General features: G+C 41.4%; 18 protein-coding genes and 1 pseudogene. 12 read left to right on the top strand and 7 right to left on the bottom strand.

What is annotated here, in order from left to right; genetic code table 11:
• Positions 1 to 29 precede the first annotated feature (29 nt).
• The 7 genes from ACGHEH_RS03170 (at position 30) to ACGHEH_RS03140 (ending at position 8,135) form a co-directional block, all read left to right on the top strand.
• Positions 30 to 1,433: a YcjX family protein gene (locus tag ACGHEH_RS03170; RefSeq protein WP_390441765.1), complete on the top strand. Its 1,404-nt coding sequence runs from the start codon at positions 30 to 32 to the stop codon at positions 1,431 to 1,433.
• The gene (locus ACGHEH_RS03165) at positions 1,430 to 2,455 is read left to right on the top strand and encodes a TIGR01620 family protein (protein ID WP_390441764.1); all 1,026 of its coding nucleotides are present in this window, start codon (positions 1,430 to 1,432) and stop codon (positions 2,453 to 2,455) included. The genes ACGHEH_RS03170 and ACGHEH_RS03165 overlap by 4 nt, the downstream gene beginning before the upstream one ends.
• 138 nt (positions 2,456 to 2,593) lie before the next feature.
• Positions 2,594 to 3,772, top strand: a complete 1,179-nt coding sequence (megL, locus tag ACGHEH_RS03160) for a methionine gamma-lyase (protein ID WP_130255289.1) — start codon at positions 2,594 to 2,596, stop codon at positions 3,770 to 3,772.
• Positions 3,773 to 3,992: 220 nt separating this feature from the next.
• A complete protein-coding gene (gene phhA / locus ACGHEH_RS03155; protein ID WP_130255288.1) occupies positions 3,993 to 4,790 on the top strand; it encodes a phenylalanine 4-monooxygenase in 798 nt (265 codons plus the stop codon).
• Between the two features lie 10 nt (positions 4,791 to 4,800).
• Positions 4,801 to 5,145: a 4a-hydroxytetrahydrobiopterin dehydratase gene (locus tag ACGHEH_RS03150; RefSeq protein ID WP_130255287.1), complete on the top strand. Its 345-nt coding sequence runs from the start codon at positions 4,801 to 4,803 to the stop codon at positions 5,143 to 5,145.
• A gap of 130 nt (positions 5,146 to 5,275) precedes the next feature.
• Positions 5,276 to 7,222: a DNA topoisomerase III gene (locus ACGHEH_RS03145; RefSeq protein WP_390441761.1), complete on the top strand. Its 1,947-nt coding sequence runs from the start codon at positions 5,276 to 5,278 to the stop codon at positions 7,220 to 7,222.
• Between the two features lie 55 nt (positions 7,223 to 7,277).
• Positions 7,278 to 8,135 carry a tetratricopeptide repeat protein gene (locus ACGHEH_RS03140; RefSeq protein ID WP_390441759.1) on the top strand — a complete coding sequence of 286 codons (858 nt, stop codon included), beginning with the start codon at positions 7,278 to 7,280 and terminating at the stop codon, positions 8,133 to 8,135.
• Between the two features lie 139 nt (positions 8,136 to 8,274).
• Here the strand turns inward: ACGHEH_RS03140 and ACGHEH_RS03135 are convergent.
• Positions 8,275 to 9,823 (bottom strand): annotated as a pseudogene (locus tag ACGHEH_RS03135) (methyl-accepting chemotaxis protein).
• A gap of 79 nt (positions 9,824 to 9,902) precedes the next feature.
• On the opposite strand from ACGHEH_RS03135, the gene ACGHEH_RS03130 reads away from it, so the two are divergent.
• The 4 genes from ACGHEH_RS03130 to ACGHEH_RS03115 all read left to right on the top strand — a co-directional run bounded on the left by ACGHEH_RS03130 (position 9,903) and on the right by ACGHEH_RS03115 (position 14,551).
• Complete coding sequence (locus ACGHEH_RS03130) at positions 9,903 to 10,841, top strand: NADP-dependent oxidoreductase (RefSeq protein ID WP_390441757.1); 939 nt, start codon at positions 9,903 to 9,905, stop codon at positions 10,839 to 10,841.
• A 71-nt stretch (positions 10,842 to 10,912) separates the two neighbouring features.
• Positions 10,913 to 12,490 carry a glutamate--cysteine ligase gene (gene gshA / locus ACGHEH_RS03125; RefSeq protein ID WP_390441755.1) on the top strand — a complete coding sequence of 526 codons (1,578 nt, stop codon included), beginning with the start codon at positions 10,913 to 10,915 and terminating at the stop codon, positions 12,488 to 12,490.
• Positions 12,491 to 12,605: 115 nt separating this feature from the next.
• Positions 12,606 to 13,223 carry a transglycosylase SLT domain-containing protein gene (locus ACGHEH_RS03120; protein ID WP_390441753.1) on the top strand — a complete coding sequence of 206 codons (618 nt, stop codon included), beginning with the start codon at positions 12,606 to 12,608 and terminating at the stop codon, positions 13,221 to 13,223.
• 374 nt (positions 13,224 to 13,597) lie between these two features.
• Positions 13,598 to 14,551: a hypothetical protein gene (locus ACGHEH_RS03115; protein ID WP_390441751.1), complete on the top strand. Its 954-nt coding sequence runs from the start codon at positions 13,598 to 13,600 to the stop codon at positions 14,549 to 14,551.
• 408 nt (positions 14,552 to 14,959) lie between these two features.
• Here ACGHEH_RS03115 and ACGHEH_RS03110 read toward each other — a convergent pair whose 3' ends face one another.
• Together ACGHEH_RS03110 and ACGHEH_RS03105 are read right to left on the bottom strand one after the other, a co-directional pair.
• The gene (locus ACGHEH_RS03110) at positions 14,960 to 16,237 is read right to left on the bottom strand and encodes an HlyC/CorC family transporter (protein ID WP_390441749.1); all 1,278 of its coding nucleotides are present in this window, start codon (positions 16,235 to 16,237) and stop codon (positions 14,960 to 14,962) included.
• A gap of 61 nt (positions 16,238 to 16,298) precedes the next feature.
• Positions 16,299 to 17,105, bottom strand: a complete 807-nt coding sequence (locus ACGHEH_RS03105; protein WP_390441747.1) for an inner membrane protein YpjD — start codon at positions 17,103 to 17,105, stop codon at positions 16,299 to 16,301.
• Between the two features lie 167 nt (positions 17,106 to 17,272).
• Between ACGHEH_RS03105 and ffh the strand changes: the two genes are divergently transcribed.
• Entirely contained in the window at positions 17,273 to 18,649 is a 1,377-nt protein-coding gene (ffh, locus tag ACGHEH_RS03100; protein WP_058030699.1) for a signal recognition particle protein, read from the top strand.
• 80 nt (positions 18,650 to 18,729) lie between these two features.
• Here the strand turns inward: ffh and ACGHEH_RS03095 are convergent, their stop codons facing one another.
• From ACGHEH_RS03095 to ACGHEH_RS03080, 4 genes are read right to left on the bottom strand one after another with little or no spacing between them, the layout of a single operon-like run.
• A complete protein-coding gene (locus ACGHEH_RS03095) occupies positions 18,730 to 19,467 on the bottom strand; it encodes a HugZ family protein (RefSeq protein ID WP_390441745.1) in 738 nt (245 codons plus the stop codon).
• Complete coding sequence (locus tag ACGHEH_RS03090; RefSeq protein WP_390441743.1) at positions 19,460 to 20,257, bottom strand: heme ABC transporter ATP-binding protein; 798 nt, start codon at positions 20,255 to 20,257, stop codon at positions 19,460 to 19,462. The genes ACGHEH_RS03095 and ACGHEH_RS03090 overlap by 8 nt, the downstream gene beginning before the upstream one ends.
• Positions 20,250 to 21,299, bottom strand: coding sequence for a FecCD family ABC transporter permease (locus tag ACGHEH_RS03085; RefSeq protein ID WP_390441741.1), 1,050 nt, complete (start codon positions 21,297 to 21,299; stop codon positions 20,250 to 20,252). The genes ACGHEH_RS03090 and ACGHEH_RS03085 overlap by 8 nt, the downstream gene beginning before the upstream one ends.
• Positions 21,296 to 22,114: a hemin ABC transporter substrate-binding protein gene (locus tag ACGHEH_RS03080; RefSeq protein WP_138629882.1), complete on the bottom strand. Its 819-nt coding sequence runs from the start codon at positions 22,112 to 22,114 to the stop codon at positions 21,296 to 21,298. The genes ACGHEH_RS03085 and ACGHEH_RS03080 overlap by 4 nt, the downstream gene beginning before the upstream one ends.
• Positions 22,115 to 22,330: the final 216 nt, after the last annotated feature.

Here is a 22,330-nt window from a genome sequence, read left to right as displayed (position 1 = left end):
CTTTCCTAACAGGGAGTGACACTGTTATAATGAGTCCGAATTTATTCAGCCACGCGAACCTTGATAAACTCAAACAAAAAGCCCAAAAGACCCTCCATCGTAGCTTAGATCAGCATGTAAAGCTGGCCGTTACCGGTTTAAGTGGTAGTGGTAAGACGGCATTTATAACAGCGCTCGTAAAACATTTAACCACACAAACCAACAAACAGAATTTACCTTTTTTTGATGTCGTGAAGGATGATCGCCTGATTGCAGCCAAACAAGTGCCGCAGTCCGCGTTAGACATTCCTACTTTTGATTACCCTAGTGCCATTAATTGTTTATTGAATTCTGAGCCCTGCTGGCCTGAATCTACAAAACGCATCAATACCTTAACGATTGCTATTCGATACGAAACCAAGCATGGCTTAAAGCAACATGTCTCACCGCAAAGTACCCTTTATTTAGAATTGATTGATTATCCGGGAGAGTGGTTAATTGATTTGCCTATGCTTGAGCAAGATTATGCAAGTTGGAGTGAATCAATGCTCAGCTTGTTTGAAAAGCCAGAGTACAGCGAATATACGCGGCCATTTCTAACTGAGCTCGAACAATTCAATAGTAAAGAAAATATTGATGAGCAAGTGCTTAAGCAACTATCTAATTGTTATACTCAAACGTTAAAGCAGTTAAAAGCACAGACGCAGCTCGCTTATCTGCAACCAGGCAGACAATTGATCCCTGGCGATTTAGAAGACGCCCCCATCTTATTGTTCTTTCCGTGCCGTGAGAGTAACGACAACGAAAATAGTCAATATAGTCATTTAGCCAGCCGCTTTGAGGCGTATAAAAAGCAAGTTATCACACCTTTCTATAAAAACTACTTTTGTGAATTTGACCGTCAGTTGGTACTCGTTGATGTTATGAGTGCTTTAAATGATGGCCCGCAGTCTTTGCTTGAGCAAAAACATACACTGCAAGCGGTGTTGCAATCCTTTAATTACGGCCGCTCTAATCTAATTAAGCGTTTGTTCTCACCAAAAATTGATAAAGTGCTTTTTACTGCCAATAAGTGCGACCATGTGAATGGCACTCAGCAAGTGGCCATAGCGCAGTTATTGCATGACTTGGTAGGCGAGCAAGCCAATGATATGCGTTTTAATGGCGTGCAGATTGAAACAATGGCGATGTCAGCAGTGCAAAGCACTTTGGCGAAGCGTATAAAAGAAGGCGACAAAGCCTTAGACTGCATCTATGGCAAGCCACTCAATGAAGATGAATGGCTTACTTATTTGCCGCCAGAACCGCCAAACCACTTTATTACTCAAATTCAGTGGCCAGCTCATGGCTTCGAGTTTATTTCATTTGCGCCATTACCAAGCGCCAAAGGCGAGTTAACTCATACCCGTTTAGATCATGCTCTACAGTTTTTAATTGGAGATAAATTGCAATGACAGACAATCAATCAGCTCAATTAAAACCGGGTAGACGAATTAATGTCGGTGATGTCGGCGAAACCCAAAAAGAGTTAGAAACAGGCAAGCGCTTTGAAATAGTCGAAGAGCTAGACGTTATTGATGAAAGCAGTGAGTTTGAACAAGAGTTAGAACCCGTATTTAAACCTAAAACCAGTCGCTTCAATTTCAAAGGCATTTTCGTCATTAGCTTATTGTTATTAATCGCTGTTGAAACGGGTTATACCATTATTGAGGCAATGCAAGAGTCTATATTGCTAGCAGGGCTTTATGGCTTTGTGCTGACGACTGCTTTATTAGTGCTGAGCAAATTCTTATTCAAGGAAGCGGTTTCATTAAAAGCGCTAAAACAGCAAAACCTGCGCCAAAATGATGCGCTTCGGTTAATGAGTAGCACACAAATTGGTGAAGCAGAAACCTGGATACAACCCTTACTAAAGCAACATACCGATGCAGAAGTAAAAGAATTTAAAGCCTGCCTAAAACCGCACCATACTGACAAAGAAGTTTTACAGTTATATCAAACAACCTTACTGGTCAGTAAAGATGAGCAGGCAAAAGCAATCATTAACCAACATGCAAAAACGTCAGCGCTTTTGGTGTCTCTCAGTCCGATGGCATTACTTGATATGCTTTCGGTACTGTGGCGTGGTATTAGCTTGATTGAAAAGATAAGCCAACACTACGGTATCAAACTGGCGTATCGCAGTCGCATTATGTTGTACAAGCAATTGGTTAAACAGATGTTGTTTGCTGGTGCGTCCGAATTGGTATCTGACTTAGCGGCGACCAGCTTGGGTGCTGAGTTGCTGGGTAAGTTGTCAGCGCGAGCTGCACAAGGCCTCAGTGCAGGCGTGTTTACAGCGCGCTTAGGCTACAAAACCATGGAGTTATGTCGACCGCTACCTAAGTTAGAGCAAAAGCAATCCTTGTTAGGGCAATCAGCACAAGGTATTTTATCTGCTTTATTAGAGCGTACCAAAACGTCTAAAAATGATTAAACTGACAACTTAACTGTACGATTTTTAGAGGGTTTTGCTCGTCTAGCCGTCTTAACATCTGGCTTGCTTGTGGAATTTTACTTGCTGGATTATTTATTAGTTCATCAACAGACTAATAATAAATTCATAGGCAATAAAATGACGAAGTATCACGACAACACTAATTGCATCCATAGCCCAGTTCATTTTGACGACCCACATGGCGCGTTAACCGCGCCACTATACCAAACATCTACCTTTCAATTTAAAGATGCGGCTCAAGGTGCGGCGCGCTTTGCAGGTGAAGAAGCGGGTTACATTTATACGCGCCTTGGCAACCCAACTACCCGTGAGCTTGAACAAAAACTCGCCCAGCTTGAAGAGATGGAAGATGCTGCAGCAACTGCAACAGGCATGGGGGCGGTATCTGCTTCTGTATTGAGCTTTTTAGAGCAAGGCGATCATTTAATTGCATCTAGCGCATTATATGGTTGTAGTTTTGCGCTGTTTTCTCACATGCTGCCTAAGTGGGGCATTGAAGTGTCATTTGTAGATATGACCAACGAAGCAGAGCTTTATGCAGCTGTTAAACCAAATACTAAAATGGTGTTTGCTGAAACACCGATCAACCCAAATATGACGGTGATTGATTTAGCGATGCTGGGTCAGTTTGCTAAAAAGCATGATTTGATCAGCGTGGTGGATAACACCTTTATGACACCGCTACTGCAAAAGCCAAAACATTTTGGCATAGATATCGTGATCCACAGTGCAACTAAATACCTTAATGGCCATGGTGATGTCGTCGCAGGTGCAGTATGTGGTTCGCAAGAACACATTGAACTGATAAAGCTTACGGTATTAAAAGACATTGGTGCGACCATCAGTCCACATGATGCGTGGCTGATCAATCGTGGTTTAAAAACACTGGCTGTGCGTGTTGAAAGGCACTGTCAAAGTGCACAAAAAGTCGCTGAGTTCTTAGATGCACACCCTAAAGTCAGTGAAGTGTATTATCCTGGTTTACCTTCTCACCCAGGTTATAAATTCTTGGGTGAGCAAATGAAAGGGGCTGGTGGCGTTATTGCCTTTGAGATCGATGGCACCCTAGAGCAAGGTGAGCGTTTTATTAACGCGACTGAACTTTGTACGTTAGCGGTGAGCTTAGGCGATCCAGAAACACTCATTCAGCATCCTGCATCGATGACACACTCGCCGTATACCAAAGAAGAGCGAGAAGCTGCAGGCATTTCTGATGGTTTGATCCGAATTTCTGTTGGTTTAGAAGATGTTAACGACATCATTGCTGACTTGGAACTGGCATTTAAGCAAATTTAACGTAACCTAAAGTTTACTAAAGGGGCTTTTAAGTCCCTTTTTAAATAGCTGTGTTTTGATTTGTTTACACTGTTGTAAACAAATGACTCCAAAAAATCGAGTTTTAAGGATTGCTTGAAACATCTCATCTATTAATCTTTTGCTTACTTTTCCCTAGTATCAAGTCAACAAGTTGAAGCGCTCAAGCTGGGGCAAGAGCGAACTAACAGCGAAGGTTATTATGGCTAAAGCAAGTAAATATGTATCAAAGCAACCTGATGCAAATGGCATCATCGCTTGGACCGAAGAAGAAAATAAAATATGGTCTGAGTTGGTTGCACGTCAATTAAAGTGCATTGAAGGCAAAGCATGTAACGAGTACATGGAAGGCCTTGAGAAAATAAATTTACCGCACGACCGTATTCCTCAGCTTCATGAGTTAAACGAAGCATTAGGTCGTGAAACAGGTTGGCAAGTTGAGCCTGTACCTGCACTGATTGATTTTGATGAATTCTTCAGATTATTGGCGAACAAAAAGTTCCCGGTAGCAACCTTTATTCGCTCTCGTGAAGAGTTTGATTATCTGCAAGAGCCAGATATTTTCCATGAGATTTTTGGTCACTGTGCCATGCTGACGAACCCTGCATTTGCAGAGTTTACGCATAAATATGGTCAGCTAGGCTATGCCGCTGAGAAAAAAGATCGTGTATATCTAGCACGCCTGTATTGGTTCACGGTTGAGTTTGGTTTAATGCAAACCGAAGACGGTTTACGTGTTTATGGCGGTGGTGTGCTTTCAAGCCCAGGTGAAACACAATATGTATACTCAGGCACGCCAGAAATCAACAAATTAGAAGTGCTAGACGTATTACGTACGCCATATCGCATTGATATTATGCAGCCTCTGTACTACACAATTAACTCAATTAATGATTTATTTGATATCTCACAAATGGATATCATGGCGTTAGTACAAGAAGCAAAAGAATTAGGCTTATTTGAGCCAAAGTTTCCCCCTAAAGAAAAATTAGCAAGTTAAGGATTTTGTAATGTCTGATTTAAGTGCACAAAAATGTGAAGCGTGTCGTGCGGATGCGCCTAAAGTGTCAGATGAAGAGTTAGCGGTATTAATTAAGCAGATCCCTGATTGGGTTCCTGAAGTGCGTGATGGCATCATGCAACTTGAGCGTGTATTCAAGTTCAAAAACTTCAAGCAGGCATTAGAGTTCACTAACAAAGTGGGCGACATGGCTGAAGAGGAAGGTCACCACCCAGGTCTTCTAACAGAGTGGGGCAAAGTGACAATCACTTGGTGGAGCCACTCTATCAAAGGTCTGCATAAGAACGATTTTGTGTGTGCAGCGAAAACAGACGACGTTTTCAACGCTCTATAAGACTTCAACATATCATTTAACCAAAGCGCCTTTTATGGGCGCTTTTTTTATGGCTGAAACTTAAACTCTGGCACTTAGCACGTCATTGCTCTATCATAACTGTTAATTTATACAGTATATAAATCTAACAATGAAACTCTATATCGCTGAAAAACCGTCATTAGGCAGAGCCATTGCCAATGCGTTACCTAAACCTCATAAAAATAACGATGGCTTTATTGAAGCGGCGAACGGCGATATTGTTACTTGGTGTATTGGCCATTTATTAGAACAAGCAGAGCCTGAAGCATACGACCCTAAATTTAAAAAATGGTCGATTGCCGATTTACCAATCGTACCTGAGCAATGGCAGCTAGTAGCAAAAAGTAAAACCAAAAAGCAATTTAATACCGTTAAAAAGTTAATTAAATCGGCTAAAACCATTGTCAACGCGGGCGATCCAGATAGAGAAGGGCAGCTTTTAATAGACGAAATGATTAACTTTTGTGGTGCCACTAAAACGCAAAAAGAGCAAACTCTTCGTTGTTTGATAAGCGATTTAAACCCCTCAGCAGTCAAGCAGGCCATCAATAACCTCAAACCTAACCTCGACTTTTTATCGCTGTCGGTTTCAGCGCTGTCTCGCGCTCGTGCCGATTGGCTTTATGGTATTAATATGACACGCATGAGTACCATCAAAGGGCAGCAAGCGGGTTATCAAGGCGTGTTATCTATTGGTCGAGTGCAGACGCCGGTATTGGGCTTGGTTGTATACCGTGATTGGGAAATTGCTAATTTTGTTTCAAAGCCGTTTTATGAAGTCGAAGCGCAGTTAAACACCCAAGCAGGTGCGAGCTACATAGGTAAATGGCAACCAAGCGAAGCCTGTCAGCCTTATATGGATGAAGAAGGTCGCGTGCTGGTCAAAGGCTTAGCCGAAAATGTGGCGAGCAGAGTTAAAAACCAACCGGGTGAAGTGAGCAAAGATAAAAGCACCCAAAGTAAAAAATCGCGCCCCTTGCCGCATAGTTTATCGACACTACAAATAGAAGCAGCAAAAGTATTTGGCATGAACGCCCAGTTGGTACTTGATACCTGTCAGAGTTTGTATGAAAGACATAAGCTGATCACTTATCCCAGATCAGATTGCCGTTACTTACCAAAAGATCATTACAAAGAGCGCAGCTCAGTAGTGGGCGCTATTGATGCCATTAGCGATAAACTAAGTGCTTTTACAGACAAAGCGAATTTAGAGATAAAATCATCAGCTTGGAACGATAGCAAAGTCGGAGCGCACCATGCGATTATTCCGACCTCAAAAAAGTCGAGCGGCGCGCTGAACCAAAATGAGCAAAACGTTTACTACTTGATTGCAAGGCAATACTTGGCACAATTTTTTGAGCCAAGTATCTACGCAGAGCGAGAGATTCATACACTTATTCAAGGTGGGTTATTTACCTCTAAATTTAAATGTCTGATTGATAAGGGTTGGGAAGTCTTATTCAACAAGCAAGAAAAAGGAGGGGCTGAGCTTACTCAATTGCCAATACTGAAAAAAGGTGAGCAAGTGCAGTGTGTTGATGTACAGGTTATCGAAAAGCATACGTCGCCGCCAAAGCACTTCACCGATGCAACATTACTCACTGCCATGACGGGAATAGCCCGATATGTGACCGATCCTGAAATTAAAAAAATATTGAAAGAGACCGATGGCATCGGCACAGAAGCGACGCGTGCAGGGATCATTGAGCTACTCTTTAAAAGACAATATTTACAACGTAAAGGCAAAGCCATTCACTCTACCGAAATTGGGCAAAGCGTGATAAAAGCGTTGCCAGAAAGTGTCGGGCGCCCTGATATGACCGCTGTTTGGGAGCAATCTCTTGAGCAGATCTATCAAAAGTCTCAATCGTATAATCAGTTTATGGGCTCAGTTGAAGTGCATTTAAATCGCTTATTACAAGACACACAAACTGCGACTTTTCAAGGATTAACAGGTAAGGGTAAAGCCAGTTTTAAGCGTTTTAAAAAGGGTAAGCGCAGTGCGGGTAAAGGTAAGAGCGGTGCTAAATCTCCTCGGGCGAAAAGCAAGGCTTGAAAAAGCGATAAGAGTCGCAATATAGTGAATAATACATAGATTTAAGAAGTGAATTATGGACAACCAAATTCAATTAACACCTGAAAATATCCAGCAGGTTCTGGCTGAGCAAAGTGCCGATAAACTGGTTCTAATGACGTTCTTCAGTGTGCAGCAGCCTGAGTGTATTGAACAAGCGAATATTTTATCTGCGCTAGCACAAAGTTACAAAGAGCACTTACTCATTGCAACAGTAGATTGTGATACACAACAAGCGTTGGCATCTCAATTAGCACAGCAAGTAGGCCTTCAAGCGTTACCAACGATAGTGTTATTAAAAAATGGCGCGCCAGTTGGCGTATTACCAGGTCCTAAAAGCGATGCTGAAATTAAAGAGGCATTGGCTGAACACTTACCAAGCCCTGAAGTTTTATTACTTGAGCAAGCAAAACAAGCGCTAGCAAATGACGATCAAAATGCGGCGTTTAACTATGCCAAGCAAGCCTATGCGATTGACCCAGAAAATACCCGTGTGAAACTGGTACTGGCTGATATCTGCATTCAAATTCAAAAGTTTGAAGATGGTCAGGCGTTACTTGATAGTGTTGTCGAATCTGAACGCGACCCATATTATCAAAACCTGCAAGCTAAGTTGAATGCGGCACAAAGTGCACAGGAATCTCCAGAGATCATTGCTCTGACCAAGCAATTAGATGCGGACCCTGAAAACAAAGATTTAAAAGCACAACTCGCTACGCTACTGGCTGAAGCTGGTAAAAAAGAGCAAGCGCTTGAGCTATTATTATCTGTGCTAAGAAAAGACTTAAATTTTGGTACTGCGAAAAAAGATTACCTAGATTTGATTGCGAGTCTACCAGATGGTGATGCGCTGGCAGGTGCATATCGTAGAAAGTTATACAGCTTACTATATTAATTGTAAGTATGTTGTAAGCACAAAAATGGCAGCTGATATAGCTGCTATTTTTTGTTTTAAGAGCCCGATATAAACTAGGTTCTACCGAATAGAGATAACGGTTGCAGCGATTTTATATCGCGTTTTCTTATCTTAATTTTTAAACTTTAAACGTCAGTAACAAACCAGATATTTTGTTTGCACTTTCTACCAACTTAGCCGCATCTTCCGCGACTTTATAACTCAGGGTTAAATTCTCACTGCCGTGATGGGTGATTGTGGTGATATTGTCGTTAATCTCCACACTCACCATTTGCTGTTCTTCTGCAGCCCTTGAAATACTTTGTGCAGCATTGGCAATCTCGCTTATTTGATCAAAAATCACTTCTAAGGCTTGTTGGCTGGTTTGGCTTGCATCGGCGCAGTTAGAAGCTCTGTCTTTGGTGTTCTGCATCACTTCTGACCATTTATACAAAGTATCTTGTATTTCTTTGATTGATGCGTAAATATGGCTGGTGGCACTTTGTGTACGAGACGACAGAGCTCGAACTTCATCGGCAACCACTGCAAACCCTCGGCCATGTTCGCCCGCTCGAGCAGCCTCAATCGCTGCATTTAGTGCCAATAAGTTAGTTTGCTCTGCAATACCTTTGATTTCAGTCATGACTTGGCCAATCTTATCGGTTTCCTGAGCCAGGGAATTTGCTGTTTGCGCAGCTTCATCTACTTGCGTGGCAAGCGAGCTGACCATATCAACGTTTTCGAGCATGGTATTTTTAATTTCTAAACAATGGTGTTGCGTACTATCGACTTTGTTGGCGGTATCGGCGATGCTGTTTGAAATTTCACCAATGGTTTGGCTCATTTGTGACATTGCTGCAGCCATTGATCGTAAGCGCTCACTTTGCGCTTCAATTCCCTTTTCAGTGTTAGAAGACTTTTCATCAAGTCCGGTTGCGATATTTTTGAAAGTAAATGCTGAATCTTGCATACGGCCTAAAACAGTTCGAAGCTTGGCTTGTAGCATACCCAAATTAAATTCAGCGTTAGAAAAGGGCGTCGCTTCGCAGTAGACATAGCGAGAGACCGAATCGAATTGCTGTTGCTGTAATTTGAGCTTGGCAGGCACCACAAGCAGTTCATCATAGTTAATGAACAAAATGGCCAGCATGGTGACAATAGACGCAATACCGAGTTGCCAACCTGAAAATACGAAACAAACAAGCGTCAGTAGTAAAGCGATGATTGTCGAAAGGGTTTGCCTCAGCGCAATTTGCTCACGCCAGTGCCAAACCTTTTTACCTTGATTTATTGCATCATAAAGAGATTGTGCTCTTTTCTTAAGCTGCTCTGAAGGCTTAACTCTCACCGATTGATAACCAACCAGCTGGCCATGCTCAAAAATAGGTGTGACAAATGCATCTACCCAGTAGCAGCGGCCGTCTTTACAGCGGTTTTTTAATACCCCACGCCAAGAGTGACCTTGTTCTAAATTTATCCCAAAGCTCTTTAAACGCCGCTTTCGGCATATCAGGATGGCGAACAATGTTGTGGTTTTTCCCTACAAGCTCTTCGGCACTAAAACCGGAAACGGCACAAAATGCTACATTTGCATATGTAGTGACACCGCGTCAATCGGTAGTCGAGACAAGTTGTTGCGAGTCATCAAAGGTTACTTCTTCATTGATGATTGACTGGCCACGACGCATGATTTTCTCCATAGGGTTCAGCATAAAACTGTGTTAGATTATAAGGCTATAATGCTTTGTGTAATAGTAGGAACATAGTATGCCTGTGCAAGCAATAAAATATGGAGTAGATGAGTTCGGCGCTGCGGATAAAATTCAGGCAAAAACATGTGTTCTACCTGAGCTAAATGACACTCAAGTGCTTATTAAAGTACATAGCAATGCAATGAACGCTATCGATTTGAAAACGCGTGCAGGTTTAGGCTTTGTTGCTCAAGCAAAAAAAGCTGATGATTTTCTACCTTTAGGCTATGACGTATACGGTGTTGTAGAGCAGTGTGGCGCTCAAGTCTCTGACCTACAAGTGGGGCAATATGTCGCAGGCATGGTGGGATTTGCCAAACAGCCCGGCTGTTACGCTGATTATGTCACTGCTGAAGCAGACGAATTAATTGCATTTGATGTGCAACAAAAACCAGAAGTCGCAGGTCTATGTTTAGCAGGTTTAACCGCAATACAGGCCCTGAGAAAGTTTTCAAGCTCACAGTCAACTCTTTACATAAATGCCCCAACAGGCGGAGTAGGTCATTTAGCAATCCAACTAGCCCAATTACAGGGTAAAGACGTGATTGCAGTAAGTAATCGTCCTTCACATGAACTGTTACAAAAGTTAGCTGTAAAGGTTGTTGATTATGAGACATTCTTTTCACAAAAGCGTCAAGCACAAATACTCGATTTAGTCGGTGGTGAAATCGGTGAGAGAATGGTCGCGAATTTAAACTCAGGAAGTGAAGTGGTGACTGTACCAACCATCAGTGCCCAGCAGATCGTTGCGGCTGCAAAACAAAGTGACATTACGGTTTCTGGTATTGTGGTAGAAAAGAATAAAGCTGATCTAAATGAATTGATGACTGCGTATCGTGGTGGCGATTTATTTATCCATGTCGATTCGACTTTTGCATTGCAAGATATCCAGCAAGCGCATGAATACATGGAAGCGGGGCAGCATGCAGGCAAGATAATTATTAGTCTTAGTTAATAAATATTGCTTGAGTATTGGGGATGTGCCCCCATTGATTGAACATTGCCTATTGGCTTGAGGATAATTTTTTGAATACACCAGAATTAAAGACTCGCTTAGAAGCACTCTCTGCAGAAGAACACCAGCAAGCCATTAAGGGCATCAAGCGTGGTATTGAGCGAGAAGCATTAAGGATCAACCCAAATGGCTCTATCGCTAAAACGCTTCATCCACAAAACGCTGGGCATCCGTTAACGAACTCGCATATCACCACTGACTTTTCAGAATCATTACTCGAGTTCATTACCCCTGTCAGTGAAGATCCAAAAGAGACGCTAGCGCAACTGCAAGACTTACAGAAATACACCCTGAGTAAAATGGGCGACGAGCTATTGTGGCCTATGAGTATGCCTTGCTTCATTGAAAACCAAGATGATATTGCCCTAGCGTATTTTGGCGAATCAAACATTGGTAAAATGAAAACTCTGTATCGCGAAGGTCTAAAAAACCGTTATGGCAGTATGATGCAGGCTATCGCCGGTGTTCATTTTAATATTTCATTCCCAGATACTTTGTGGGATAGCCTACAAAAGATTGAACAAAGCACTGCTGAGAAACAAGCCTTTATTTCTGAGAAATATTTAGGCCTTATTCGAAACTTTAAGCGTGAGCTTTGGTTAATCAGCTATTTGTTTGGCGCTTCTCCAGCGCTGTGTAAATCATTCTTGCAGGGTAATAAAAGTGATCTTCCGTTTGAAACTTTGGGTAAAGGCACGCTTTACTTAGAGCACGGTACGGCATTACGACTAGGCGACTTAGGGTATACCAACAGTGCTCAATCGTCTTTAAAAGTGACCTATAATAATCTAGATGAATACATTGCAGGCTTACGCGAAGCAATTGGTTGTCACTCTGATTTGTATGGTGATTTAGCTGATTATAAAGCTGAAACGCCGCAGCAGTTGAATAAAAACATTCTGCAAATCGAAAATGAGTTTTACTCGCCTATCAGACCAAAGCGTAATGCACAGAGCGGTGAGACTCCGACTCAAGCTTTAGCAAGGGCTGGTATTGAATATGTCGAGATCCGCGCTTTAGATGTTAATCCTTTTTCTCAGACGGGGATCAGCCTAGAGCAAATTCACTTCTTGGATGTGTTTTTAACTTATTGTCTGCTAAAAGACGCGCCAGCATTAAGCTGTGAAGATCAAAGATTAACTGAAGCTAATTTACAAGCCGTGGTGAACTTCGGTCGTAAGCCGGACCTTGAGCTACAACGTGATGGTTCACCTGTTTCTTTGAAAACATGGGCAGACGAGATTTTTGCAGAGTTAGTGCATGTGGCTCAGTATATGGACAAAGCAAATGGCTCAAACGTGTACCTGAGTGCAATCAAATTATGGCGTAAATGCATTTCTGATCCGAATAAGACACTATCAGGTCAGTTCTTATATCAGCTTAAACAAAACCAACAAGATGGCGGTAGCTATGCAATCGAGTTGGCGAATGAGTATAAGTTAGCGCATCAGTCTCAGACATTTGTAACCTACTCAAACACCAGTCTCGATGCAGATGCAGTCGCTTCTCACGAAGCACAGCAGCAAAAAGTGTCTGAGGATAATTTAACTTTTGTGGCCTTTTTAGATGATTATTTTGCCAATGCTTAGGCAAAAAAAAGCGCAGCTTAATTAGCTGCGCAAATATTAAATCAGGGATGAAACAATGCTAAACCACTGCATTCATAAACTAAGACTTGTGCGATCTAGATAAGTTCACTAAAAAATGAAAAAAATAAAAAAAAGTTTTCTCACCTTATCTTTTGCTGCTGTTTTGAGCGGTTGTGCTACTGCGCCTCCGAAACAACCAGACAATATTTGTAAGATCTTCGAAGAAAAAGAAGATTGGTATTACGATGCGCGTGATGCCCAAGATAAATGGGGCTCACCTAAGCATGTTCTCATGGCAATGATGTATCAAGAGAGCTCGTTTCGACATGATGCAGCGCCACCAATGGAATACTTTTTAGGATTTATTCCAACTGGCCGAGCAAGCTCTGCATATGGTTATTCACAAGCTAAAACGCCCACATGGCAAGATTATATTCGAGAAACAGGTAATTCAGGCGCTGACAGAGATGACTTCGAGGATGCCATTGATTTCATGGCTTGGTTTGTTTACAAAACACATAAAGTGAATGGTATTTCTAAATGGGATGCCTATGCCCAATACCTAAATTATCACGAAGGGTGGGGTGGGTATAAGCGTGGTACTTATAGAAAGAAAAAGTGGTTGATGGCCGTAGCAAATAAAGTGAAGCATCGTGCTGGTCGCTATGGTGCGCAATTAAAAAGATGTGAAGCTGAATTAGATAAGTCTTGGTTTGAGCGTTTGTTTTCATGATAAATTTAGAGTGTGTTAACTAGCACTTTTAGTAAAGTACTTTTAATCAAAGCTGACCCATTTTTACAAGATAAGTAACGAGTATTGTTTGGGTATTAGCCTGTGTATTGTTTTCTCGAATTGAAAGCGGAACGGGTTTTTTTTGTTTATGTATTTTCGAATTCTACTAAGTCATTAGCTCAATACTGTTATTTTAGTACAGTCATTATCATCGATTGGTTTACTATTTTAGATGGGCTATATGCCTGAGATGTTTGGTTTTTGTGTTCGGTAACTCACGGATGATGGTTTTTTCAAGGAGTGGTTTGTATGGTTTGGTTGTACCTGTACATGAAAGAAATACATTCTAGTTATCAAAAATGGCTTAGATCATCATGCGCTCTTGGTTATCTCTTATTTTAATATTCATATTTCTTACTGTGGGTTACTACAGTCGCCTTTTGATCCAACCGTCAGTATCTAGCTCTGCGTTGAAAGTCACTTCAGAACCTGAATCAATCAACGCTAAGGCCACTAAGTCAATCATAGCTGATAAGTTGCCGCAGCAAGATGTTTCAAACCATGCGATAAATGATTTACATGTAAGCAGTGGTCAGTTAGAAACCGTTATACCTGTTCGTTGGAAACAGACAGGACAATTAAAAGCGCATTTTAGCCGTTTAAAAAATATGGCTGATCAAGGTGATATTGATGCAAAATACATTCTTGCTAAAAATTTAAGGTATTGTTTTTTTGCACCGATTGACGATTTTGCATTGCAAGCGAAGCTAGAAACTCAGGCAAGTTACTCTGACGCCAGTGAAGCGATTGATAATACACTCGCGCAGTTCGATTACTGTGAGGCGATTAATCAAGACCAACGTCGGCAGTTTTACTTTTATCTTGAAGATGCAGCAAAGCAGGGCTCTGTCGCTGCACAACAAATGTTTACAGGTCTAACCGCTAAGTTTTACATGCATTCACAGGGGTTGGAGGATCTGCCGAGGGATGAATTTATCCAGTTACGAGATAAATTCAATCAACAAAAAGTCAGCTATTTAGAACAAGCATCAAAGCATGGTAGTGAAAAGGCGTTAATTAAATTATCGGATTTATATCGTTCACAGCAAATTGGCGATAACAACTTAAGCTTAGTAAAATCGTACACACTTGATCGTTTAATAATGGAGATCACAAATAATAATGAACTGTATAACCGTTATGCTTGGTTTGAGCAACGACAGTACTCTCAACTCTCAGAGGAAGAGGTAATAGAGGCGAATAGTATGTTTGATGATTGGCTGGCAGAAATTCATAAAAATGGCACGCTTTACCCTAATGAACAATAAAAAATAGAATAAAAAAACGCTTTAATTCAAGCTTTATTTTACAGGGGAAGATAATAAGCTTATGTATTTATTTATAAAATGATTCCTGTCATTTTATCGTTCGGTATGGTTAATGATGGTTTATCGACAGCCTTCATGATGATGAAATTAGAGAATGAACATAATAATCACTGTCTTATAAACTGCTCAGGACTAAGGTGGCAACTGTTGAGAGCGCTATTCAGAGACGTTCACTCTGTGCTTGTAAACACAAGTTTGAGAATACTAAAGTTAACAGGATAAGAGTACATTCTTATAGATAAATAGATTTTCTGGTATCACAAAAAAACCTTCTTTGGGATTGAACTCAAATTCAATAAAAGTAAAAGCCGAATTTACAGAAACTCGGCTTTTCGATTATGGCTGTTGTTACTTGCTGGTATCTCTTTTTTGAGGAAACACCTTAACCTGCTTTATCATATTTTCTTTTATTTCAATGATCTCTATTGGGTATCCTGCGATACGCATACCCAACGAGGTTTGCGGAATATCTTCTAAATATTCAACAATTAAGCCACTTAAAGTTTTAGGGCCTTCTGTTGGTAATTCCCAGTTCATTTCTTTGTTAACTTCACGAATGTTAGCCGTGCCATCAACCAACACAGAGCCGTCAGACTGTACGTCAACTTCTTCACTCGCTGCACGAGTTTGTGTTGTTGTGAAATCACCCACAACATCTTCAAGAATGTCTTCAAGTGTGACTAAGCCTTGAATGTCACCGTATTCATCCACAACCAAACCAATACGTTCTTTGCTTTGTTGGAATTTTAAAAGCTGAGTATTTAATGAGGTGCCTTCAGGAATATAGTAAATTTCACGCACTGCACGTAAAAGGGACGGTTTATCGAACTGCTCTTTGGTTAGCAGTCGAAGTGCATCACGTGAGTGAATAAAGCCGACTGCATCGTCAATCTGGTCTCGGTACAGTAATACGCGAGTGTGTTGTGCATTGGTTAAATGTTTGGCGATGTCTTTCCAATCGTCATTAATGTCAATGGCATTAATTTCGTTTCGTGGGATCATGATATCTTCAACCGTAACATGATCTAAATCGAGAATAGACGTCAACATGTTTTGGTGATTACTAGGGAGTAATGCACTGGACTCATTTACCACTGTTTTTAGCTCTTCTTTACTTAAGCTATGTTCTTCAATGTCTTGGTTTGAAATACCAAACAGCTTAAGAATGCCATTGGTGATCCAGTTAATTGCAATAACGAGTGGGAATAGTACTTTTAGCAGTCCTTTTAAGATCAGAGAGCTTGGGAAAGCGATTTTCTCAGGGTGAAGTGCTGCAAGTGTTTTAGGTGTTACTTCAGCAAAGATAAGGATAATAAAAGTAAGGCCAAATGTCGCAACGGCTAGACCAACCACGTCACCAAATAAACGAATACCAATTATGGTTGCCACAGAAGATGCAGCGATGTTGACAAGGTTATTACCTATTAAGATAAGGCCAATTAATCTATCAGGACGTTGTAGCAAGCTACTTACACGTTTAGCACCTTTATGATTTTCTTTTTCTAAGTGTCTTAGTCGATATTTGTTTATCGACATCATGCCTGTCTCTGAGCTTGAGAAATAAGCTGAAAGCAAAATAAGTAAGCCCAAAATCGCAAAGAGCGTACCGGTTGATATGTCGTCCAAAAGAGGATCCCTTTTCTAATATTGAATAGGTATTAAGCGTTACTGAAAGTACTGAGTCAAGTTAAAACTTTACTAGAATCACTTCTTGTATGAATCTGCTACCAAAGTAGGCCAAAGTCACCAGTCCTGAGGCGCCTATAATAGCAAAAACCACAGGCTTTCCACGCCAACCAAAGCGATGATGACCCATCGTTACAATTGCAAAAACTAACCAAGCGATAATAGACAGAACGGTTTTATGGATGACTTCTTTAGCAAACATACCCTCTAGAAAGATAAATCCAGACATGAGTGCCAATGTAAAGATACCTGTGCCTACAGTAAGCAGTTGGTAAAGTTGTCTTTCAACCAACATAAGAGGTGGTAGGTGGCTGTTCATAATGGCTAGGTCTTTCTCTTTAAGACGTTTATCTATATAGAAGAATTGCACTGCATAAAGTGTGGCGATAATTAAAATACAATAAGCGAGCAGTGACAGTGAAATATGTACAACGAGCCCTAAATCCACATTAATACTTTGCATAATAATATGATGGGGGATAAATAAGCTGGCTATTAATAAAATAGCAGCAAAGCCATAAACTACAGGGAGTAACAGAGTAGCAGGGAACTTCAATGAAACAGTCGTGACGCTCACGACAATTACCCAGCAAGTTAACATAGCGACATTAACAGTGCTTAAGTCTTGCCCATTATGGGTAAAAACTGAATTTACTAACACTAACATATGCGCCAATATAGCGCCTGTACTGAGTAGAACCGTTAGCTTTTGGCTCGGCCCTTCTTTATGAAATAGGCGTGACAGTACATGCCCTGTTGCTAGAACATATAAAAGGCTGGCAAGTAAAGACAGGCTAATGATCAACATGTTAAATGTAGTCCAGATGTTAGTATCCTTGTTAAAGGCTATTGTATTTTATGCCACCGTTCTTGCAAAGAGGTTATAAAAAGAAACTTTGTCTTTACTTGAATACTGTATTACTCGCCTGCATATCAGTATAATGCGCACAATTACGATTTATTGGAACCTAATACATGTTTGAAAATCTCCAAGAACGCTTAGGTAAAACGTTAAAAAACATCAGTGGCCGCGGCCGACTTACCGAAGACAATATTAAAGAAACCCTCCGTGAAGTGCGTATGGCACTGCTTGAGGCTGATGTTGCATTACCGGTTGTTCGTGAGTTTGTTAAACAAGTAAAGGAACGTGCGGTTGGTGTTGAAGTAACGAAGAGCTTAAGCCCGGGTCAAGTCTTCATCAAAATAGTACGTGAAGAACTTGAAAAAGCCATGGGTGAAGCCAATGAGGAACTTAACCTAGCTGCGCAGCCGCCAGCGGTATTAATGATGGCGGGTTTACAAGGTGCGGGTAAAACCACCAGTGTTGGTAAACTGTCTAAGTTCTTAAAAGAGCGTAAAAAGAAATCAGTACTTGTGGTGAGTGCTGACGTTTATCGTCCAGCGGCGATTAAACAGCTTGAAACGCTTGCTAACGAAGTTGATGTTGAATTCTTCCCAAGTGATATTTCACAGAAGCCAGTTGATATCGCCACCAATGCGATAAGCCATGCGAAGAAGAAATTTATTGATGTTGTAATTGTCGATACTGCAGGTCGTTTGCACGTAGATAGCGACATGATGGACGAGATCAAAGATCTTCATGCAGCAATTAACCCAGTTGAAACCTTATTCGTTGTTGACTCTATGACGGGTCAAGATGCTGCGAATACTGCAAAAGCGTTTGACGAAGCGTTACCACTAACTGGTGTTATTCTGACTAAGACCGATGGTGATGCGCGTGGTGGTGCTGCATTATCAATTCGTCATATCACGGGTAAGCCTATTAAATTTATCGGTGTTGGTGAGCGCACTGATGCACTAGAACCTTTCCACCCAGATCGTGTTGCTTCGCGTATTTTAGGCATGGGTGACGTACTTTCATTAATCGAAGAAGTTGAAATGAAAGTCGATAAAGACAAAGCAGCAAAAGTTGCTGAAAAGGTCTTTAAAGGTGACGGCTTCACGCTAGAAGATTTTGCAGAACAACTGCGTCAAATGAAAAACATGGGTGGCATGATGGGGATGCTTGATAAGCTACCTGGTATGTCTAACCTACCAGATGCAGTGAAAGATCAGGTGGGTGACAAAACTTTCAATCAAATGGAAGCAATCATCAACTCAATGACACCGAAAGAGCGTGCTCGTCCTGACTTAATCAAAGGGTCTCGTAAAAAGCGTATTGCAGCCGGTTCTGGTACTCAGGTACAAGACGTCAATAAACTGCTTAAGCAATTTACCCAGATGCAAAAGATGATGAAGAAGATGAAGGGCAAAGGCGGCATGATGAAAATGATGCGCAACATGAAAAACATGATGCCACCAGGCATGATGGGTGGTGGCCCTAAGTTTTAATTAAAACTTTATAATTGTATTACAAAGGGAAGCAACCGAGAGGCGCTTCCTTTTTTTGTTTTAAGCTTACAGGACGCTAACTAAGCGCTTACAGCCTCTGCTTGCGATCTTGCTGCTTTTGTTAATCTCACTAGCTCTTTACGCACTGACATACCATCATGACATGGCGTTTCAAATTGAATGAAATAGTTTTTCTCATCTGCTCTTAGATAACAGCCATCCGATACGAGCGTTGTCATCACTACATCATCGGCTTCAATATTATGAATAAGCTTAAGAATGAGTTGATTGGCATCGCGGTGATCTTCGTTCATGTGCTCTACCATGCGAGCTTCATCTTCAAGCGAAAATTGCGGCGCTTTTAGTTGCCACTCATTTTGTTCAATCCAGAAGATGTGGCCAAAGCCCCCGATGTAGCGAACACGCTTTACTTCCATTCTCCAAAGCTGAAAATCATGGGCTTGTCGGTACGATATGGCTTCTGGATATTGTCGTTCGTATCTCGCCAGTAGCAATTCAGATTCTTCTTTTGGTACTGGGGCCGCATCACCAACCACTGTAACGCGGGCATGAGCATTCTGATCACCTTGCTCTGCAGCATCAAATACAGTGGCACACATTCTACTGTCTTCACTCAAGTTTCGTGAGTGTTGCGCAATCCCTGCAATATAAAAAATAAGCCGACCTTGATTGTCTGTCATAAATGGCGACACAGACCCAAAAGGATAACCTTGCAGGTTTTTTGAAATTGTTGAGATCACACAAACATGTGACTGTCTGACTAAAGTGCGTGCTTCAAAAGCTGCCTGTTCACGCATTTTGGGCTCCTGTAAGAGGTTCTGAAAAAATCATAGGAATTGAAAAGCTGGGATGCTGGTTAATTTGCATGCCAGCTCTATATATAGGTTGTAGTATGTCTGTTTTAAGGACATGTTGCGGACTACCATCTTGATGGATATATCCATCGTGCAGTAATAAAACCCTATCCGCATATAATGACGCGAGGTTCAAGTCATGCAATACAGCAATGACGGTATTGCCTTGCTTTGCAAATGCTTTCGCTTTACCTAACGTACAATGTTGATGGTGTAAATCTAATGCAGAGGTCGGTTCGTCAAGCAACATGAGTTTGCCTTTGGTATCCGTTTTATGAGCATTGAGTTGCGCCAAGCATCGTGCAAATTGCACTCGTTGAAATTCTCCACCCGATAACACAGTGACATCTCTATTTGCTAAATGAGCCAAAGAGAGCATCTCAATGATTTGAATTACGGTGTCGGCCTGCTCTTTGGTACTTTCTTGATACGGGTAGCGGCCCATGGCAATCAACTCGGCTGCACTAAACGCAAAATTGACGCGATTATTTTGCAATAGCATCGCTCTTTGTTTTGCCAATGTATTTGGGTCAAAGTCAGATAACAGCTGATTGTATAAAGTCACCTGACCAGAAAAAGATAAATCATCACAAATTGCACTCAATAGTGTTGATTTTCCGGCGCCATTTTCACCCAGTAATACAATAAATTCGCCTTGCTTTGCGTTAAACGACAAGTTCTTAATAATATGCTTATTGCCGCGTGTAATATTAAGGTTATGACATTCAAGCATGCATACCTCGTTTTTGTTTAATTAATTGGTAGATGAAAAAAGGTGCGCCAAATAATGCGGTCACAATGCCTATTGGTAATTCAGACGGGGCAACAATTAAGCGTGCTATCCAATCAGCCAGCAACATTAACAAACAACCCAGCAGCATACTCAGTGGCAGCATTTTTCTTAGATCTGGACCAACTAGTAGTCTTGCGATATGCGGCACTACCAGCCCAACAAAACCAATCATGCCACCCATAGCAACAGCACCGCCAACGCCGAGTGCTACGAAAAAGACGACTTCTGTTTTCAGACGTTTTACATTGACGCCCAAATGTCTTGCGTCACGTTCGCCCAGCATAAGGGCATTAATTTGTCTTTTTTTCATAAGTAAACAGAGTGTGCTCACTATTATAAGTGGTGCACCATAGGTAATGGCTGACCAGCTCGCACCACCCAGAGAACCCATTTGCCAATACGTCATCAAACGCAGTGCACTGTCATCGGCAAAGAAGCTAAAGAGTCCAATTATCGCCATGGCTATCGCATTGATGGCAACGCCGGCGAGTAGTAGGGTTGTTATTTGTACTTGCCCTTGGTGGTTGGCTAGGCGGTAAATAATACTGGTAATCGTTAACGCTCCGACAAATGCAGCTGGCGCAATCATGGCTTCATTAATGAAGCTTACTTTTGGCGCGAGTGCAATGACGGCAATCGCTGCGACAGCCGCACCGCCAGTCACCCCCATTAAACTCGGATCTGCGAGTGGGTTTCTACATAAGGCTTGTGTAGCGGCCCCACTGCAAGCTAAAACCGAGCCGATCAGAATGGCCAGAACAAGTCTTGGTAAGCGAATTTGCGATACTACGCTAAGTTGCAATGTGTCGATGTCGGTTACAAAACTATCGGGCATTAACCATGCAATTGGCATTTTCCAATCCCAACCCACTGGTCCCGTGCTTAATGAAAGCCAAGCCAAGAAAAAGAGTGAGATGGCACTGAGCCAATACCATTTTAAGTGCTGGTTAGAGTGAAGTGTAGGAAGCGCAAGAGTGGTCATAGTACATTTTTAAGGTGAAATTCATTTAATGTCGCGATAGCTTCTGGTAAGCGTGTTGTCATACCCAGTGCCATTAAGGAGTCCATAATAAGTAGCCGACATGCTTTTGCAGCTGGAATTAACGCAAGTGCAGCCTGTTGGCAAAACTTTTCAGCGCCGCCAGCGCCATTTACAACATGGCTAGGTGCCACCAAGAAATCAGGGTTACTCACTACTAAAGATTCGCGGTTAAAAGGTTTAAAGCCCTTATGTTGAGCGAGGTTACGCACGCCTGTATAACTAAAAAGTAAATCAGGCACCGTTTCTTTGCCTGCGACCATTAACCCTCGCTCACCAGCTGAAAGAATAAATAATGCTTTAGATTCAGAAAGGGGGGCTTTGGCTGGCAATGCTTTTTTTAGTTGTGCGATAAGCTTTTGCGCGCTTTCTTGTTGGTTTAAATCAGTGGCGACTTGATTGATTAATTGAAAAAGCCCATCTACATGCTTAGGTTTGTTATAAAGCTTGAGTGCAACACCTGTACTCTTTAATTGCGTAAGTACTTCGGGGCGACCTGTACCTTCTAAGGCAAGTATAATTGTTGGTTGTTTTGATAAAACGCCTTCGGCAGCCAGATCTCGATAATAACCTACTTTAGGTAAAGCAACTGCTTTAGGTGGCCAAGTACTTGATGTATCTACAGCGACTACTTTCTCTCCAGCGCCAAGTGCATAGACAATATCTGTGATGGTGCCACCTGCAGTTACAATTCTTTGTGCTGAGCTATTAAAGCTAATGGTTAAAAGCAGTAAACCAATAGAAATAATGTGTTTCATTGTTTTCTCTTGTTTATAAATTTTAATAGCACTCATAGTCATAGCTTTGGTTCTATGAGCAAATTGCTAAATCCCTCTACGTTATTTCATCCTCGTTTACTGATAATACCTATCAGAGTTCTTAAAATCTACATAATAATAAAAACAATTATCATTTGTGATTAATTTAAAATGTGATTATAGTGCTCTCGAAATTGATTCGTTCTTCCTGTTTGA

The sequence above is a fragment of the Pseudoalteromonas sp. MTN2-4 genome (assembly GCF_042848605.1).
Lineage (GTDB): Bacteria > Pseudomonadota > Gammaproteobacteria > Enterobacterales > Alteromonadaceae > Pseudoalteromonas.
This window is presented reverse-complemented; position numbering and strand designations above follow the sequence as displayed.

Excerpts from the sequence above, each read along its gene's own strand:
- ACGHEH_RS03090 (WP_390441743.1), bottom strand. The coding sequence starts at position 20,257 with ATGCTTGAATGTCATAACCTTAATATTACACGCGGCAATAAGCATATT.
- ACGHEH_RS03085 (WP_390441741.1), bottom strand. The coding sequence starts at position 21,299 with ATGACCACTCTTGCGCTTCCTACACTTCACTCTAACCAGCACTTAAAA.
- ACGHEH_RS03150 (WP_130255287.1), top strand. The coding sequence starts at position 4,801 with ATGTCTGATTTAAGTGCACAAAAATGTGAAGCGTGTCGTGCGGATGCG.
- ffh (WP_058030699.1), top strand. The coding sequence starts at position 17,273 with ATGTTTGAAAATCTCCAAGAACGCTTAGGTAAAACGTTAAAAAACATC.
- ACGHEH_RS03170 (WP_390441765.1), top strand. The coding sequence starts at position 30 with ATGAGTCCGAATTTATTCAGCCACGCGAACCTTGATAAACTCAAACAA.
- ACGHEH_RS03130 (WP_390441757.1), top strand. The coding sequence starts at position 9,903 with ATGCCTGTGCAAGCAATAAAATATGGAGTAGATGAGTTCGGCGCTGCG.
- ACGHEH_RS03105 (WP_390441747.1), bottom strand. The coding sequence starts at position 17,105 with ATGTTGATCATTAGCCTGTCTTTACTTGCCAGCCTTTTATATGTTCTA.
- ACGHEH_RS03140 (WP_390441759.1), top strand. The coding sequence starts at position 7,278 with ATGGACAACCAAATTCAATTAACACCTGAAAATATCCAGCAGGTTCTG.
- phhA (WP_130255288.1), top strand. The coding sequence starts at position 3,993 with ATGGCTAAAGCAAGTAAATATGTATCAAAGCAACCTGATGCAAATGGC.
- ACGHEH_RS03120 (WP_390441753.1), top strand. The coding sequence starts at position 12,606 with ATGAAAAAAATAAAAAAAAGTTTTCTCACCTTATCTTTTGCTGCTGTT.
- ACGHEH_RS03115 (WP_390441751.1), top strand. The coding sequence starts at position 13,598 with ATGCGCTCTTGGTTATCTCTTATTTTAATATTCATATTTCTTACTGTG.
- ACGHEH_RS03095 (WP_390441745.1), bottom strand. The coding sequence starts at position 19,467 with ATGCGTGAACAGGCAGCTTTTGAAGCACGCACTTTAGTCAGACAGTCA.
- ACGHEH_RS03145 (WP_390441761.1), top strand. The coding sequence starts at position 5,276 with ATGAAACTCTATATCGCTGAAAAACCGTCATTAGGCAGAGCCATTGCC.
- ACGHEH_RS03080 (WP_138629882.1), bottom strand. The coding sequence starts at position 22,114 with ATGAAACACATTATTTCTATTGGTTTACTGCTTTTAACCATTAGCTTT.
- megL (WP_130255289.1), top strand. The coding sequence starts at position 2,594 with ATGACGAAGTATCACGACAACACTAATTGCATCCATAGCCCAGTTCAT.
- ACGHEH_RS03165 (WP_390441764.1), top strand. The coding sequence starts at position 1,430 with ATGACAGACAATCAATCAGCTCAATTAAAACCGGGTAGACGAATTAAT.